15 protein-coding genes are annotated in these 16,917 nt (G+C 29.6%); 1 reads left to right on the top strand and 14 read right to left on the bottom strand.

Features of this window, described 5'->3' with window-relative positions; all coding sequences use genetic code 11:
- From AB8B22_RS04920 to AB8B22_RS04880, 9 genes are all read right to left on the bottom strand, one after another.
- Positions 1-1,077, bottom strand: a complete 1,077-nt coding sequence (locus AB8B22_RS04920; protein ID WP_369711887.1) for a thymidine kinase — start codon at positions 1,075-1,077, stop codon at positions 1-3.
- A 109-nt stretch (positions 1,078-1,186) separates the two neighbouring features.
- Positions 1,187-2,080, bottom strand: a complete 894-nt coding sequence (gene thrB, locus AB8B22_RS04915; protein ID WP_369711886.1) for a homoserine kinase — start codon at positions 2,078-2,080, stop codon at positions 1,187-1,189.
- Positions 2,081-2,174: 94 nt separating this feature from the next.
- On the bottom strand, positions 2,175-3,767 hold the full coding sequence (gene serA, locus AB8B22_RS04910) for a phosphoglycerate dehydrogenase (RefSeq protein WP_369711885.1): 1,593 nt from the start codon (positions 3,765-3,767) through the stop codon (positions 2,175-2,177).
- A 392-nt stretch (positions 3,768-4,159) separates the two neighbouring features.
- Positions 4,160-5,257, bottom strand: a complete 1,098-nt coding sequence (locus AB8B22_RS04905) for an RNA-guided endonuclease TnpB family protein (protein ID WP_369711884.1) — start codon at positions 5,255-5,257, stop codon at positions 4,160-4,162.
- A gap of 4 nt (positions 5,258-5,261) precedes the next feature.
- Positions 5,262-5,660 carry an IS200/IS605 family transposase gene (gene tnpA / locus AB8B22_RS04900; protein WP_369711789.1) on the bottom strand — a complete coding sequence of 133 codons (399 nt, stop codon included), beginning with the start codon at positions 5,658-5,660 and terminating at the stop codon, positions 5,262-5,264.
- A 162-nt stretch (positions 5,661-5,822) separates the two neighbouring features.
- Positions 5,823-6,704, bottom strand: coding sequence for an endonuclease/exonuclease/phosphatase family protein (locus tag AB8B22_RS04895; RefSeq protein ID WP_369711883.1), 882 nt, complete (start codon positions 6,702-6,704; stop codon positions 5,823-5,825).
- Between the two features lie 79 nt (positions 6,705-6,783).
- A complete protein-coding gene (locus AB8B22_RS04890; protein WP_369711882.1) occupies positions 6,784-7,119 on the bottom strand; it encodes a DUF4298 domain-containing protein in 336 nt (111 codons plus the stop codon).
- A 113-nt stretch (positions 7,120-7,232) separates the two neighbouring features.
- Entirely contained in the window at positions 7,233-7,805 is a 573-nt protein-coding gene (gene efp, locus AB8B22_RS04885) for an elongation factor P (protein ID WP_068157814.1), read from the bottom strand.
- Positions 7,806-7,848: 43 nt separating this feature from the next.
- On the bottom strand, positions 7,849-8,613 hold the full coding sequence (locus tag AB8B22_RS04880; RefSeq protein ID WP_369711881.1) for an SIMPL domain-containing protein: 765 nt from the start codon (positions 8,611-8,613) through the stop codon (positions 7,849-7,851).
- Between the two features lie 194 nt (positions 8,614-8,807).
- On the opposite strand from AB8B22_RS04880, the gene AB8B22_RS04875 reads away from it, so the two are divergent.
- Positions 8,808-9,245: a CGGC domain-containing protein gene (locus AB8B22_RS04875; protein ID WP_094080399.1), complete on the top strand. Its 438-nt coding sequence runs from the start codon at positions 8,808-8,810 to the stop codon at positions 9,243-9,245.
- 158 nt (positions 9,246-9,403) lie between these two features.
- Here the strand turns inward: AB8B22_RS04875 and lon are convergent, their stop codons facing one another.
- The 5 genes from lon to recJ all read right to left on the bottom strand — a co-directional run bounded on the left by lon (position 9,404) and on the right by recJ (position 16,770).
- Complete coding sequence (gene lon / locus AB8B22_RS04870) at positions 9,404-11,788, bottom strand: endopeptidase La (RefSeq protein ID WP_369711880.1); 2,385 nt, start codon at positions 11,786-11,788, stop codon at positions 9,404-9,406.
- Positions 11,789-11,821: 33 nt separating this feature from the next.
- Positions 11,822-13,072, bottom strand: a complete 1,251-nt coding sequence (gene clpX / locus AB8B22_RS04865) for an ATP-dependent Clp protease ATP-binding subunit ClpX (protein ID WP_369711879.1) — start codon at positions 13,070-13,072, stop codon at positions 11,822-11,824.
- Between the two features lie 30 nt (positions 13,073-13,102).
- Positions 13,103-13,678: an ATP-dependent Clp endopeptidase proteolytic subunit ClpP gene (gene clpP / locus AB8B22_RS04860; RefSeq protein ID WP_369711878.1), complete on the bottom strand. Its 576-nt coding sequence runs from the start codon at positions 13,676-13,678 to the stop codon at positions 13,103-13,105.
- A 203-nt stretch (positions 13,679-13,881) separates the two neighbouring features.
- A complete protein-coding gene (tig, locus tag AB8B22_RS04855; protein ID WP_314079615.1) occupies positions 13,882-15,168 on the bottom strand; it encodes a trigger factor in 1,287 nt (428 codons plus the stop codon).
- A gap of 60 nt (positions 15,169-15,228) precedes the next feature.
- Positions 15,229-16,770 carry a single-stranded-DNA-specific exonuclease RecJ gene (gene recJ / locus AB8B22_RS04850; RefSeq protein WP_369711877.1) on the bottom strand — a complete coding sequence of 514 codons (1,542 nt, stop codon included), beginning with the start codon at positions 16,768-16,770 and terminating at the stop codon, positions 15,229-15,231.
- Positions 16,771-16,917: the final 147 nt, after the last annotated feature.

The following is a 16,917-nucleotide window of genomic DNA, read 5'->3' as shown; positions in this document are numbered from 1 at the left end:
CTAAATCATTCTATATCCAATTCCAGCTAATTTAGAAATTTTTTCAATTATTTGGTTTTCTTCAATTTCATTATTATTGCTAGTCTTTTTATAAACAATTTCTCTTAAATTTAAATCCGATTTTTTTATCAGATCAGCCATGACTAAAATTTGATTCAAAGCTCCCTTTTTATTTTTTGAAACAATTACAACTTCAGAATCTTTTCGTAACTCACACATAAAATCCAAAATTGTATAATTTTTTTCAATTGGAAGCAAAATCCCACCTGTAATTCTCACAAACAAAAAATCATTTTTTGAAATTTTTTCTTCAACTTTTTTCCGCAAATTTTTTATCGCATTTTTTTCACAATTTAAAATATTTCCACTTAGAATTATCGTTTCACTTTTAATATTTTCATGTTTTGCCAAATTTTTTATATACATTTCTTCAACAAATTTTTTTCCAACATTAATTTCAGTTCCAACAAAAAAATAAATTTTAGCTTTTTTTTCATTTCTGTGATTTATAATAAAATGCCTTTTACATCTAGCTTCGTAATTTTCACTTGTTCCAACCATCATAAGCGGATCTTCATAATACGCAGGTTTCCCATCTAAAAGTCTTTGGCTCGCATAAGCAGGTTTTCCGCAAACGGTACAAATAGCATGTAATTTATCAACTTCGTCGGCAATTGCCATAAGTTCTGGAACAGGCTCATACGGCTCTGCTCTAAAACTTAAATCAAGCCCTGCCACAATCACTCTTTTCCCAAAATTGACATATTTCTTACAAAAATCCACAATTTCATCACCAAAAAACTGAACTTCATCAATTCCAATAATTTCGGCATCAATATTTTCATCCATAATTTTTTCCATTTCAGCGACATCTTTTACTGGATATGCAAAAATACTTTCTTTTCTATGAGAAAATACGCCATTTTCTCCATATCTATTATCGACAGAATGTTTAAATGTAACAACTTTTTGTTTTGCAAATTTTGCTCTTCTGAGTCGTCTTATAAGCTCTTCACTTTTCCCAGAAAACATACTTCCAGTTATTACTTCAAGAGTTCCTATTTTAGGATTTTCCATCTTTCCCCTTTCTAATTTTTTATAAAAAAAATAAAAGATATAAACTGTAAAATACAGTAAATATCAATTATTTTTTATTAAATTTATTTATTTTAAAATTTTTATTTATTTAAAAAACTTCAGCTCCATATAAATTTATTTTTTTCTTTTCAATAGTCCATTTATCTGGCAATTTTTCAAGTTCTTTTCTCATATTTTCCAAAAATTCATCGTTGTCATAATTAAGCGAGATTAAAGTTGGTCCCGCACCACTTATGTACTCTCCCAATGCTCCATATTTTTTCGACATTTCAAATATTTTTTCAGAATCGTTTATAAGTGCAAATCTATAAGGCTGATGAATTTTATCTCCCAATAAAAATCTTAAATTTTGATATTCTCCTTTGCTAAAAGCATTTACTAATAACCCAAGTTTTGACATATTGTTAATTACATCCGAAACTAAATAAGAATTTGGAAGTACACTTCTAGCTTTCTCAGTTGATAATTTAAAATCTGGTATCATAACATAAAAACATAAGTCATCTGAACTAAGAAGCGAACTATACACCAATTTATCCTTGTCGTGAGCAGTCAAGACCATTCCTCCAAATATTGCAGGTACGACATTGTCTGGATGTCCTTCCATTTCCACAGCTAATTCTGCGATTTTATCCACGTCCAAAACATCTCCAGCAAATTTATTTGCAATTAAAATTCCCGCAACAATTGCTGATGAGCTACTCCCAAGCCCACGAGAAATAGGAATGTCGTTTCTTGTAATATTCACTTTGTAGCTTGGAATATTTTTTACCAAATGTTTTTCAGTATATTTTATCGCTTCAAAAATTAAATTTTCTTCAATCGGTATTGGAAAAGGTTTTCCATTTTCAAAAAACTCAATTTTATCGCTCTCTTCAACTTCCATTTCCAAAAAATAATCTAGTGCAACTCCCAGACAATCATAACCAACACCAATATTTGCAGAAGTTCCCGGTACTCTAACTTTAAATTTTAAACCCATTTCTTATTATAAATCGAAAAATTTTAATTTGATTAAAACTTTTCGATCGTGCTCCTTTCTTATTCTTTTTTTTCTTTTCTTTGTTTTATATTTTTTATAATTTCAAATCCAAATAATGAGCCCATTTAATTTGACTTAATTGTCTCAAATTTTTAAGTGCATTCCCTTCTACTTCACTATCCACAGTAAGTAGCATTATAGCACTGTTATCTCTTCTTCCAACATTCATTGTTGCAATATTCACACCAGCTTTTCCTAATGTTGCTCCAACAGCTCCAATTACTCCTGGAACATCGTCATTTCCAAGATAAATCATGTTATCTGAAATTGCCATGTCGACATCGTGTTTTTTGATGTTTACTATTCTCTCTTCACCATTTATCCCAATTGTTCCGACAACATGAACTTTATGCCCTTCTTCATTACTTACAACAAATTCAATTGCTGACGCATAATTTTTGTACTTTTCATCTTTTTTATTTATTGAAATATTAATTCCTCTTTTTTCAGCAAGCGGTCTTGAATTTATGTAATTCACTTCTTCTTTTAACACAGGCTCCAAAATCCCTTTTATTGCAGTTGCATCAACTAATGCTGTTTCTTGCTGGGCTATTTCACCGTAATAATTAATTACGATATTTGAAATTGGATTTTTTTCAATTTGAAAATAAATTTTTCCCAATTTTTCAGCTAAATTTATATAAGGTTTTACGATTAAATATTCTTCTCTTCCAATTGATGGCAAGTTTACCGCTGTTTCCACGATTTCTCCATGAAGTCCGTTTAATACTTGTTTTACAACTTGAGTTCCAACATTTCTTTGCGCTTCGTAAGTTGTCGCTCCGATATGTGGTGTTGCAATCGCATTTTCAAATTCATAAAGTACACATTCACTTCTTGGCTCAACTGAGTGAACATCGTAACCAAAACTTGCTATTTTCCCACTTCTTAGACCTTCTGCAACCGCTTCTTCATTAAATAATCCTCCACGAGCCGCATTGACAAGTCTAACTCCATCTTTTAACTTAGAAATATTTTCAGAATTTATTATATTTATTGTTTCATTTGTCTTCGGTGTATGAATTGTAATTACATCTGATTTTTTTAAAAGTTCATCAAGCGTATTTGCTTTTTTGCAGCCATTTCTTTTGAAAATTTCATCAGAAATATACGGATCATATGCAATTAAATTCATTCCAAACGCTTTCATTCTCTTTGCCATAAGACTTCCAATTCTTCCCAGTCCAATAATTCCCAATGTTTTTTCAAATAATTCATTTCCAACAAAAATTTCTCTTTCCCATTTTCCGCTTTTTATAAAATTATTTGCTGAAACTATATTTCTTGCTGACGCTATCATAAGTCCAATTGCAATTTCACAAGCTGAAACTGTGTTACTGTCAGGCGTATTTGCAACAATTACTCCGTGTGCAGTAGCTTCGGGAATATTGATATTATCAACTCCATTCCCAGCACGACCTACTATTTTTAAATTTTTAGCTCTATCAAGCAATTCTTTGTCAACTTTAATAACACTTCTCACAATTAAAGCGTCATAATCTTGTATAATATCTAAGATTTCTTCTCTTTTAATTCCAATTTTCACATCCACTTTTATATCTTTTGCCTCTTTTAAATGTGAAATTGCTTCATCATCAATATATTCTCCAACTAGTATTTTGAACATAGTCTCTCCTTTTTTGACTTTAAAATTTCTATTTTATATACAAATATTATAATGTATCACTATTTTACACTATATCTCGATATTTTTTAATATTTGCAATACTTAATTATGTATTTATTTTACCAAATCTTTGATTAAAATTCAAGGACTGAAATAAAAAAACTAAAAAAAGCAGGAGTTAAAACTCCCGCCAAATTTTATTAATTTATTCTCAAATTCCGCAACAAATAATATTATTGTAAAGCTTAATCTATATTTTTATAGCTTTTTATTAATTTGGTGAACTACTCCCGCTTTTAGAAGCGGGAGCTTCTTGGGAAGTACCTGCTTTTGCTAGCCAAATATATTTACCAAGCTCTTCGGGCAGTCCCTGCCCTGTTTTCTTTATTTTTCTAATATCCCATTATTTCTTTTCCAACGTTTCTTATATTCAATGCCGCATTGTAATCTCTATCAATTTCAATCCCACAGCACTCACATTTATAACTTCTTTCTGATAATTTCAGCTCCTCTTTAACGTTTCCACATCTACTACAAGTTTTCGACGATGGAAACCACTTATCTATCTTCAAAAATTGCTTTCCTAAAAACATCAGTTTATACTCAAGCATCCTCAAAAATATTCCCCACCCATTATCTCCTACACTTTTCCCAAAATTTAATGCCTGACTCATCCCTTTCATATTCAAATTTTCAACAACCACGGCATTATAATCTTCAGATAATTTTTTCGATAATTTATGCAAAAAATCTCTTCGACAATTTTTGATATACTCATGCAATTTTGATATTTTCATTTTTTGTTTATACCAATTTTTAGAAAATTTCACTTTTCTTGACAATGATTTCTGTAATTTCTTCAATTTTTTCTCCAACATCCTAAAATATCTTGGATAATCAGCCCTTTGGTTTTCAGAGCTGACAAATAATTCAGACATTGAAAAATCAAGCCCAATTACTTTATCATTACTTGGTATTTTTTGAATTTCTTTTTCAAATTCTGTCAAGATAGAAACATAGTAATTTCCATTACTGTTTATTAGTGTTACCGACTTTATCTTGTAATCTTCTGGTATTTCTCTATGATATTTCAATTTTACTTTTTTCAATTTTGGCAAAACCAAATATTTGTTTTCCTCAATTCGTATTGAATTATTCACACAATTTGTCGTGTAACTTTTAACATTATTCTTTTTAGATTTGAACCTTGGAAACTTTGCCCTCTTCTGAAAAAAATTTGTAAACGATCGTTTTACATTCAATTGAGCATTTGAAAGTGCCAGACTGTCCACTTCTTTTAAAAATTGGTTTTCACTTTTCAAACTGGCAGGTGTAATTATTTTATTTTTTCCGGTTTCTTCATAAATTTTATTAGCAGTGTACAAAATCGTATTGTAAACAAAACGAACACATCCAAAAGTCTTGTTTATCAATAATTCCTGCTCCTTATTTGGATAAATCCTGTATTTGAATGCTAAATTATATTTCACAAAATTACACCTCCTTTTGATTTTGAATATATTTTTTAATTATCTCTAACGGTGCACCTCCGACACTTACAACTAAGTAACTTCTACTCCAAAAATATTCTTTCCACAATCTTCCCCTTATTTCAGGAAATTCTTTTTTTATCAACCTGCTGGAAGCACTTTTGTAAGTATTTACAAACTTAGAAAGCTCAGTATTAGGCATAGCATTAATCAACATATGAATATGATCAATATCATGTTCCCATTCTTTAAGAACAATGTTATACTTCGGACATATTTTTTCAAAAATCTCTTTCAATCTATTAGAAATTTCATCATTAATGACTTCTCTTCGATACTTTATACAAAAAATCATATGATAATTTATATCAAATACTGAATGATAATTGCTATTATATGACATTATTATTAAATACTTTTATATTATTTCACTGAATAAATTATATCATAAATATATCCTTTTTTCAATTTTTTTTACAAAAAAAAGCAATTCATCTCCCGCTTGTAGAAGCCGGAGACTTCTTGCTATCTTTTGTTAAAATTTATTTTTCTTTTAAGTTTAATTTCATTTACCCGTCGTCGAATATTCTGAAAAAATTAATAAATGATCTGACACATATTTTTTAATCTCAGCATAATTATCATTTTTTATAAAGTTATAAACTCCTGAATTTCCAGTAAATTCTTTTGTTTTTTTATGATTAATAAAAAAATTGTCGTATGAACTTACAAGTTTAGTGTCCGATAATGTTGTTGGGTTTTCCTTTGGGTCTAAAATATATGAAACATCATATTTTTCAGACAAATTTTTAAAAGCTAAGCTATCCGCAGACATGTTAAAATCTCCAGCAATAATTATGTCATCTTCGTCTGTGAGTTTTGAAAAATATTCGTAGACATTCGCATAATTTGAAGCTTCGATAAGTCTTTGCTTTTCTTTGTCCCCGAAAACCGAGTGCGCTATGATGTAGACAAAATCGAAGTTTCCACTTTTAAAATATGCGCCAAAAGGTTCCCGCATAAACTCATTTTCATCCTTTTCCACATAAAACCCTACTGGCTTTGCTTCCAAAAATTTATTTTTTCTGTAAATAAAAGCATAAAATTCCCGATAATTTTCACTTCCCACAGAATGATCTGAAATTATATAATCCCAATTTTCTTGCGTCATTTTTTCCAATTGAGCTTTCACTTTTTTTACACCTTTTTCATTCATAACTTCTTCCAGCCCTATTAAATCAAAATTTGACAAAATTTTTGTAAACGCTAAATAATCCTTTTGTTTTTCTCCAAGTCTTAACGCATTAAATGAAGCAATTAAAACTGTATTTTCACTCCGATTAATTCCACTTCCTAAATCTAAATCAGTATTTTTCTTTTTTGAACAGCAAAATAAACCTAAAATGATAATTATAAATATTAACCCTTTTATTATCTTTTTTTTCACTTCAATCAACCCCTTAATTTTTTCATCTAAAATAATTTTTCATAAATTTAAAAAACTCTGATCCCCTTTAAATAAAAAACTATCTTCTAAGCATCTTCGCCGCAATTTCCACCATTCTAATCGCCAACTCATGACTGTCCCCAAATAAATCATAAGCCGCATCTTCACTCAAAACTCCGCATTTTAAGTCCTGCGGCAAATTACCATTACTGTAATCGTTTGCATCCGAAAACCAATTTTTATTGCTATAATACTCGTCCAATTTTTTATAATCCGAAAAATTTTTTTCTAATCTATCTAGCGCCAAATTTACTTCTCTAAATATATCTGCCGATTTATCCAAAATTTTTTCCATTTCTTCAATTCTTTTTATTTTTTCAGCTATTTCAGCTTTTTTTATTTTTTTATCATCCATAAATTTCTCATCTCCTAAATTTTAATATAATATTAATTATAACTTATTTTTCAAAAAAAGCCATCGTTTTTTAACGATAGCTCATAATTTTATCCTTTTTTTTATTTTCGTTATTAATTTGCTCTTTCGATGTATTCTCCAGTTCTTGTGTCAATTTTGATTTTATCTCCAATTACGACAAATAAAGGAACCTGTAAGCTGTAACCATTTGCTAGTGTTGCAGGTTTTGTTGCTCTTCCGATTGTATCTCCTTTTAATCCTGGCTCAGTGTAAGTGATTTCCCTAATTACCGTATTAGGTAGTTCCACACCAACTGGTCTTCCTTCATACATCAATACTTGAATAATCATTTCTTCTTCTAAAAAGTTTACCGCATCTCCTAAATCTTCTGCTGTTAATGCTATTTGCTCAAAAGTTTCCTGATCCATAAAGTTGTAATCGCCGTCGCTCTCGTACAAAAATTGCATTTGATTTCTATCTAAAATAATGTCGTCCATAAGTTCGGTAGCAAGTACTGTAATTTCTTGAATTTTTCCAGAAATTAATTCTTTTGTCTTAAATTTTACTTCTGCCGCTCTTTGTCTTTTTCCTGAAGTGGATTGGTGTCTTTCAGCTTTTAGTATTAAATATGGTATGTTATCCTTTCTGTATGTACTTCCCTGTCTTAATTCTGCTGCTGGTTTCATTAATTTTCCTCCTAATTTATTTTATTTATTATTTTTAAATTAACTAATATCTTATAAAATAAGTGGCTGTCACAACTAGACGCATCCTTTTGTAAATTTGATTTTGCATTTCTTCATCTTTATTTAAGATATCTTCATTATCTTTTAATATCTCAAATTGTCCCTGTGTCATACTTTTTAAACCGTTTATTTCATTGCTGTTTACTTTTAACATTTCAATTGCTCTAAATTCTGCATTTTTTGTTGCATCAACTAACAAATCCTTCTTATATTTATCAATGTTTGTAACAATATATTCTGGCTTTGTAATTTCAATATTGTCACTTTGTAATTTTAACTCCAATAAATTTTCATAGAACTTTTTAGCTTTATCAATATCTCCAGTTACAATTGATATAATTTCCTGTCCGTCGTAATTTAAAATTTTACTTTCTAAAGCCACTGTCTCTTCATTATTTTGAGAAGCTTTCTCTTTTGTTTTATCATAATTTGGCTGAATTTTTAAATTTTCAATGTCGTAACTATTTTCACTGATTTTTAAACTTTTTAACTTGTCAATTACAATTTTTTCACTCGCATCTATTTCTTTTTTTAAATTATCTAAATTTTCATTTTTATTTGAAATTATTATTTTAATAAGTGCCTTGTCCGATTTAATTCTCTTTTCGGCAACTCCTTTTACTGTAATTCTATTATCCAGTTTATTTGTCTTATCAATTGCATTTGAAATTAACGCCGCCGACACAATCAACCCAAAAGATAATATTGTAGAAATTATTATAAATTGTACTTTTTTCAATTTGTTCACTCCTTAGTTATTGAAGTTTTTACTTTTTAAATTATAATTTATTTTAAAAAAAATGTCAATTAATTTTTGCAATTTACTTATCTTATCAAGTAAAATTAATTTAATTGATTTTTCCCTAAAATTATGATATTTTATAATAAATAATTTTATTTAAGTAGATTTTAAAAGTTTTAAATATATTTTGAGGTGATGCTATGGATTTATCAAAAATTAAATTGGTTATAATAATTCAATGTGAAATTGCAAAAAGACGCTGTAGTGGTTATCATTGTAGCCAGTCATTTTACGAGAGAAGCGGTGGTTTTTCAAAATATCCATTGGAGCAAGATATAAGACTTCTTATGTTTCAATGTGGAGGATGTAATGGAAAAGGAATAAATTCCCTTTTGTCGAATGTGAATAAATGTATTAAAAAAGAAGGAAAGATTACACCTGAAGAAGTGGCTATACACTTTGCATCCTGTGTTACACTTGACAATCATCATTCTTCCAGATGTATGTTTTTAAATCATATGAAACAGCAAGTTTTAAAAACTCCTTTTAGAGATTCGCTTATTTTGGAAGATACTTGGTATTCTAAAACTGCGACTAGGAGACGTGCGGAAGGCATTTATAAAACAAATAAAAGCTAAAAGATTAAAAGAAGAATGTTAAGATATATAAACCTTTTTGTAAATATATCAAAAAATTTCTATATCACTATATTTCTATATACACTTATATAGATTTTGAATGTTATTAAATATTTTTTATACAAAAAAATCAGATGCACAAAACATCTGACTTTTTATTATATTACCTTATTTTCTTTTTTTTCAGAAACCTTTTTTGCCACTTTTTTAGTTACAACTTTTTTTGCTTTTTTTTCATCTTTAAAAACTATTTTTTTAACATCGTCGTAAGTTTTGGCAAAATAAAATTTCATTTGTTTCGATATTTCCTTTGGCAATTCTTCCGTATCAATTTTATTGTCAAAAGGCAGTACAACTTCTCTTATTCCAACTCTGTGTGCTCCTATGACTTTTTCCTTAATTCCACCGACTGCTAAAACTTCTCCTGTAATCGTGATTTCTCCAGTCATTGCTACATCTTGTCTCACTTCTTTATTTGTCAAAACAGAAATTATCGCTGTAGTTATTGTAATTCCCGCAGAAGGTCCATCTTTTGGCACCGCTCCTTCAGGAAAATGTAAGTGAACATCGCATTTTTCATAAAAGTTTTCTTTTATTCCCAATTTATCTTTTATATATCTCACATAAGAATAGGCAACTTGAGCAGATTCCTTCATCACATCTCCCAATTTTCCAGTGAGCTGCAGCCTTCCTTTTCCGTCCATTTTAACCGCCTGAACTTCCAATGTAGTTCCTCCGACAACTGTCCATGCAAGTCCATTTACAACTCCAACTTTTCCTTCTTCTTTTCTAATCTTATCAGGTCTATATTTGACATTTCCCAAATATTTTTTAATTTTTGTTTCTGTAACTGACAATTTTTTAGTTTTTGAAAGAACTGCTTCCTTTGCCATCTTTCTAAATAATTTCCCAATTTCTCTTTTTAAGTTTCTAACTCCAGCTTCTCTCGTATATTCGTTAATAATCTTTAAAATCGAAGCATCTGAAAATGGAATTTTATAATCTTTCAATCCATTTTCTTCTTGAGTTTGTGGAATTAAATATCTTTTTGCAATATTTAATTTCTCAAATTCTGTATACGATTCGATAAAAATTATCTCCATTCTATCCCTTAATGGTCCCGGAATTCCACCCAAGTCGTTTGCTGTACAAATGAAAAATACTTTGGACAAGTCAAAAGTGTGATCTATGTAATGGTCCTCAAAATTGTTATTTTGTGCGGGATCTAGCACCTCAAGCATAGCAGACGCTGGATCTCCTCTAAAATCAGATGCCATTTTGTCAATTTCGTCAAACAACATAACAGGATTATTTACTCCAATTTGTTTTAGCGAATTTACAATTCTTCCTGGCATAGCTCCCACATAAGTTCTTCTATGTCCACGAATTTCAGCTTCATCTCTGACTCCACCAAGCGAAATTCTTGTAAATTTTCTGTTCATTGCACGAGCAACTGAATGTGCAAGCGAAGTTTTTCCAACACCTGGAGGTCCAACAAGACAGATAATTGAACCTTTTAACGTATTATTCAATTTTTTAACTGCCAAAAATTCTAAGATTCTCTCTTTAACTTCTTCTAAACCGTAGTGATCCTCATCCAATATTTCTTTTGCTTTTTCAATATCAATTTCATCTTTCGTCGACTTGCTCCAAGGCAAATCTAAAACCGTTTCAACATAACTTCTAATAACCGATGCTTCTGAAGAAAAATCAGGCATTTTTCTAAGTCTTGACACTTCCTTCAAAAGTTTTTCCTTCAAATCTTTTGGGATTTTAGAATTTTTAATTCTTCCATCCAATTCTTGCGCATCTTCTTCATTGTCAATTTCTTCGCCCAGCTCATCTTTTATAACTTTAATTTTTTCTCGCAAGTAGTAATTTTTCTGTAACTCTGCCATCTGCTCCTTTACACGGCTCTCAATATTCATATCCAGTACAAACACTTCCATTTCAATACTCAATACTTCCAAAATTTTTAGAGCACATTTTTCAATATCTGTAATTTCTAAAATTTCCTGCTTTGTAACTGATTTTATTGGCAGATGTGTACAAATTAAATTAAAAACTTTTTCTACATCTTCAATTCCATTTATATTTTGAACAATGTCTGGCAAAATTTTTTGCGTCTTTTTCGCATATTCTGAAAATTTTTCCAAAACTTTTTTTCTCAATGCCTGAGATTTGCTCTCAGAAATAGGTCTTAAAAATATTTTTTCATATTCACAAAAAATTACACCATTTTGTTTTTCAAATTTATTTATTACAACTTTAGATTTTGATTCAACCAAAATTTTTATATTCCCATTCGGCATTTCAACAGATTGGATTATTTTTACTAAAACACCTGTTGTATAAACATCTTTTGGTAATTTTGGCTCTTCCATCTCCGTATCCTTTTGCATTGAAAGAACTAATTTTCCGTCAAAATTATTTATCGCTTCGTCCAGACTTTTTAAACTAGCTTCTCTTCCAATAAAAATCGGCGTTACAGTTTCTGGAAATATAACTAATTCTCTCGTCGCTATATATGGTTTATTTGACATTCTTTCCCCTTTCATAATTTAAATTTTTCTGTTTTATTTTTCTTCTTTTTCAATCTTTACTTTAGTTTTGTCCGTAACAGATTCTTTTGTTATGATAACTTTTTTTACACCTTTTTCAGATGGTATTTCATACATCAAATCTGTCATAACATTTTCAATTATCGAACGAAGCCCTCTGGCTCCAATTTTTCTCTTAAGAGCAAGTTTTGCAATTTCAACAATTGCATCTTTCTCAAATATAAGCTCCACATTTTCCATCTCAAAATATTTTTTATATTGTTTAGTAAGTGAATTTTTAGGTTCAGTAAGTATTTTAATCATAGCTTCTTCATCAAGTCCGTGAAGCGCCGTAATAACTGGAAGTCTTCCAATTATTTCAGGAATAAGTCCAAATTTAATCAAATCTTCAGGAAGCACATTTTCAAATAAAGTCAAATCGTCCAACTTAATATTTTCAGTTTCCAAACCAAATCCAACTTTCTTTTCATTAATTCTATTTTTAACTTTGCTTTCAAGCCCTTCAAATGCTCCACCAACGATAAATAAAATATCTTTTGTGTTAATTTCTATCATCTCTTGATTTGGATGTTTTCTTCCACCTTGAGGTGGCACACTTGCAACTGTCCCCTCAATAATTTTAAGCAGTGCCTGTTGTACTCCTTCTCCAGAAACATCTCTTGTAATTGACATATTTTCTGATTTTCTAGCAATCTTATCAATTTCATCAATGTAAATAATCCCGTGTTCAGCAGCTTCAATGTCATAGTCTGCAGCTTTGATTAATTTAAGCAGCACATTTTCCACATCGTCTCCAACATATCCAGCTTCTGTAAGAGTTGTCGCATCGGCAATTGCCAAAGGTACATTCAACGTTTTAGCAAGCGTCTGTGCAAGTAATGTTTTCCCACTTCCTGTAGGTCCAACTAACAAAACGTTAGATTTTTGCAATTCCACATCGTCATCAACCGATTTATTCTGTTTATGTGTAATTCTTTTAAAATGGTTGTAAACTGCGACAGATAAAACCTTTTTTGCTTTTTCCTGACCAATGATATACTCATCCAGCTTTGCTTTTATTTGAACTGGTTTTAAAAGTGTTATCTCTTTATATCTATTTTCAAATTCGTCATATTCTCTGAAACTTTCAAGTAACTGTTCACTTTCTTCTATACATTCGTTACAAATAAAGACATCTTCTTCTTCCTGACTTTGAATAAGTCTTTCAACTTGGGACTCTTCTTTACCGCAAAAAGAACAATAATATTTTTTCTTATCTTTTGGCATTTTTTCACCTCTTTAAATTTTTAAAATTTTTTATAATATCTTATCTATCAATCCATATTCCACAGCTTCTTCGGCTGACATAAAATTATCTCTTTCCGTATCTCTATAAATTTCTTCAACCGATTTACCCGTTGCTTCAGACAAAATTTTACTTGTGATTTCTTTCATTCGTTCAATTTCTCTTGCTTGAATCTGAATATCTGTCGCTTGTCCTCTTGCCCCTCCAAGTGGCTGATGAATCATTATCCGAGAATTCGGCAGCGAATATCTCTTCCCTCTTGTTCCAGCGGCTAAAAGAACTGCTCCCATACTGGCAGCCTGTCCCACGCAAACTGTCGAAACATCACATTTTATATGACGCATTGTGTCATAAATTGCAAGTCCCGCCGTAATTACACCTCCTGGACTGTTAATATACATAACTATATCTTTTTCCTTATCTTGCGCATCTAAAAATAAAAGTTGAGCAACAATCGCATTTGCCATATTATCTTCAACTTCTCCACTCACAAAAATTATTCTATCTTTTAGCAGTCTTGAATAAATGTCGTAACTTCTTTCTCCACGACCGTCATTTTCAATAACTACTGGACTATATACTGACATAACCGTCTCCTTTTCTTACTTTTTATTTATAAATTTATTTTTTTATTTTCTAATTTTTTTAAACTATTTTTACTATATCATAATATTCCCATAAAATCAACACTTTTAATTTATAAAATTATATAAAAAAGAATCTTGCAATAAAGTATATCACAAAATTCTTTTAAAATCAAAATATATAATAATTAAGATTTACTAAATTATTATCTTACTTTAGTTTCTTTTACCAATAAATCAATAGTTTTTTTGTTTACCAATCTATATTTTGCTTCATCGGCAAATCTTTGGTAATTCCCTGATTTTTTAACTTCATTTAACATTGATTCTTTATCCATTCCATACATTGTAGCCATTACTTCAAATTCGTTATCAACTTCTTCGTCAGTAACTGTGATATTTTCAACTTTTGAAATTTCAGAAAGAACTAATTCGGTTTTAACAGATTTTTCTGCCATTTCTCTTGAATCTTCTCTCATTTTGTCAATAGTTTGACCAGTCATTTGGAAATATTGACTCAAGTTAATTCCTTGCATTTGCAATTGTTGTGCAAATCTATTAATTTGGAATTCAATTTCTCTATCAACTAGTGCTCTTGGAGCTTCAACATTTGTTCCGTCAACAACTTTTTCGATTATTTTATTTTTAAATTCGTTTTCTACTCTAGCTTCTTCTCTTTTTGTAATATTTTCTCTAGTTTTAGCTCTCATGTCGTCAACTGAATCGAATCCCAATTCTTTTGCTAAATCATCGTTTAATTCAGCTTCTTCTTTTCTCTTAATAGAATTTACTTTTACTTTAAATAAAGCAGGTTTTCCTTTTAAGTTTTCCGCATGATATGCTTCAGGGAACTTAACATTTACATCAAATTCGTCATTTTTCTTGTGTCCTACGATTTGATCTTCAAAAGTGTCAATAAAGCTATGAGATCCCAAAGTCAAGTCATATCCTTCAGCTTTTCCACCGTCAAATGCAACTCCGTCAACAAATCCTTCAAAATTAATATTTACAACATCATCGTTTTTAGCTTCTTCATTTTCAGGAACTTCTTTTAATTTAGAAGCATTTTTTCTCATTCCTTCAATTTCTTCGTTCACTTTTTCATCAGTTACTTCAAAGTTTTCTTTTTCAACTTCTAGTCCTTTATATTGTCCCAATTCAAACGCAGGTAATACAGGAATTGTAAATACAACTTCAGCTTTGTCTGCTTGAATTTCATATTTTTCTAATTTTATATCTGCAATTGGCTTTAATTCATTTTCTGCAACTGCTTTTTGATATTCATCAGATATTATGTGATTTAAAATTTCTCCGTCAATTTCTTTTTTAAATTTTTTTTCAATAACATTTGCAGGTACATGTCCAGGTCTGAATCCATCCACTTTAGCATCTTTAAAATGCACTAAAACATGTTCTTTTAAGTGTTTAAATTCTTCTCCTTCTCTAACTGCTGATACTTCGTAAGTTGTTTCATCTAATTTTTTTACTGCCATTTAATTTTTCCTCCTAATTTTTTTATTTTATATATTAATTAAATTTAATTAATTTATTATTTAAATGAAATCTTTTATTCTGAGTTCGATATACAAATCAGAATGAACCGATTTAAATATTGGAGTATAAATAACTCGGTACTTTCTTTCATTTTCGCTTTTAGCTTTTAATTTATGCCCCAAATTATACCCAATCACAGAAATAACCCTGTCATTTTTTTTGGCAAATCCTTTAAAGTGCCGATTATTTATTCCAAATTTTGAAATTCCTATAAATTCGACTTCTGTGTCAATAAAATTTGGCTCTGGATTGTCTAGGCCAAATGGAGCAAGTCTATTTATATCACATAATTTTTTCTTATTAATACTTTTAATATTTAACCAAGAATCCACATTTAAAATCTTTTCCACATCTTCCCGATTTTTTCTGACCAATCTTTGCCGCAAATATCTCTCCACTTCAAAAAGATATTTTTCCGAAACCAAAAAACCAGCCGCCAAATCATGTCCTCCAAACCGCTCCAATTTTGTAGAAATTTCTTTTAACATATCAAAAATATTAATTCCTTCAATACTTCGGCAAGATGCCTTTCCGTACCCATTTTTTATTGAAACTAAAATGACAGGTATATTATATTTTATGGAAATTCTTGAGCAAACGACACCAACAACGCCAGAATGCCAACTTCTGCTTTTCATAAAAATATATTTGGGTCTGTTTAACCTTTGTATTTTTTCTTCAATTTCATTGTAAATTTCATTTTCCAAGTAACGCCGTATTTTATTAGCTTTTTTCATTTCTTCAATAATGGAAATCAATTTAAAATCATCTTCCTGAATAAAAAAGTTTACTACAATTTTTGAGTTGTCAATTCTTCCAAGAGCATTAAAAATTGGTGCAATCAAAAATCCAATATCACTTGTCGTAATATTTTTCGGATTTATTTTCAAATAATTAATAATATACTTTAAACCTTTTATTTTCGTTTTTTTTATATTATTTAATCCTTTTTTTATAATAAATCTATTTTCATTGACCATCGGAACTACATCTGCAACCGTCCCAATCATAACAATATCCAAGTATTCATAAAGTATCTTTTTACTCATTCCAAATCTCTCATAAATGGCACAAGCCACTTTAAAGGCGACTCCAGCTCCAGATAAATATTTATTTGGATAACTTTTACTTATTTTGGGATTAATTGTCAAAATTTCCATTTCATCACAAATGGTTGTTTGTCTGTGGTGGTCTGTCACGATTATGTCAATTCCATTTTTTTTTAACAGCATTATTTCTTCACGACTATTTATAGAAATGTCAACTGTAATAAATAATTTTGTATCTCTTCGCTTCAAAAAATTCAGCGTGGATCTATTTATTCCAAAACCCTCATGCACACGATTTGGAATATAGTAGTCAATATTTAATCCCAATTTTCTTAGCATAATAACTAAATACGCGACTCCTGAAATTCCATCTACATCATAATCTCCGTAAATTACAATCTTTTCTTTTTTTAATTTTGCCACTTTTATTCTTTCAACGACTTTTTCCATATTTTCAAACAAAAATGGATCTAGTAAGTCATTTTCACTCATATTTAAAAATTTTTCAACTTTTTTCGTGTATCAATGCCCCTATTCAGCAAAAGTCTCGTAATCAATTTACTTTTACTAAATTCTGAACTTTTTTTCGTTAAATATTTTATATCATATTTTTTTAATTCCCATTTCATCACAAATTAA

Origin of the sequence: Leptotrichia rugosa (assembly GCF_041200005.1) — a bacterium.
In the GTDB taxonomy this organism is placed as follows: domain Bacteria; phylum Fusobacteriota; class Fusobacteriia; order Fusobacteriales; family Leptotrichiaceae; genus Leptotrichia; species Leptotrichia rugosa.
The sequence above is the reverse complement of the archived record's forward strand: the minus strand, read 5'-3'. Positions and strand labels throughout refer to the sequence as shown.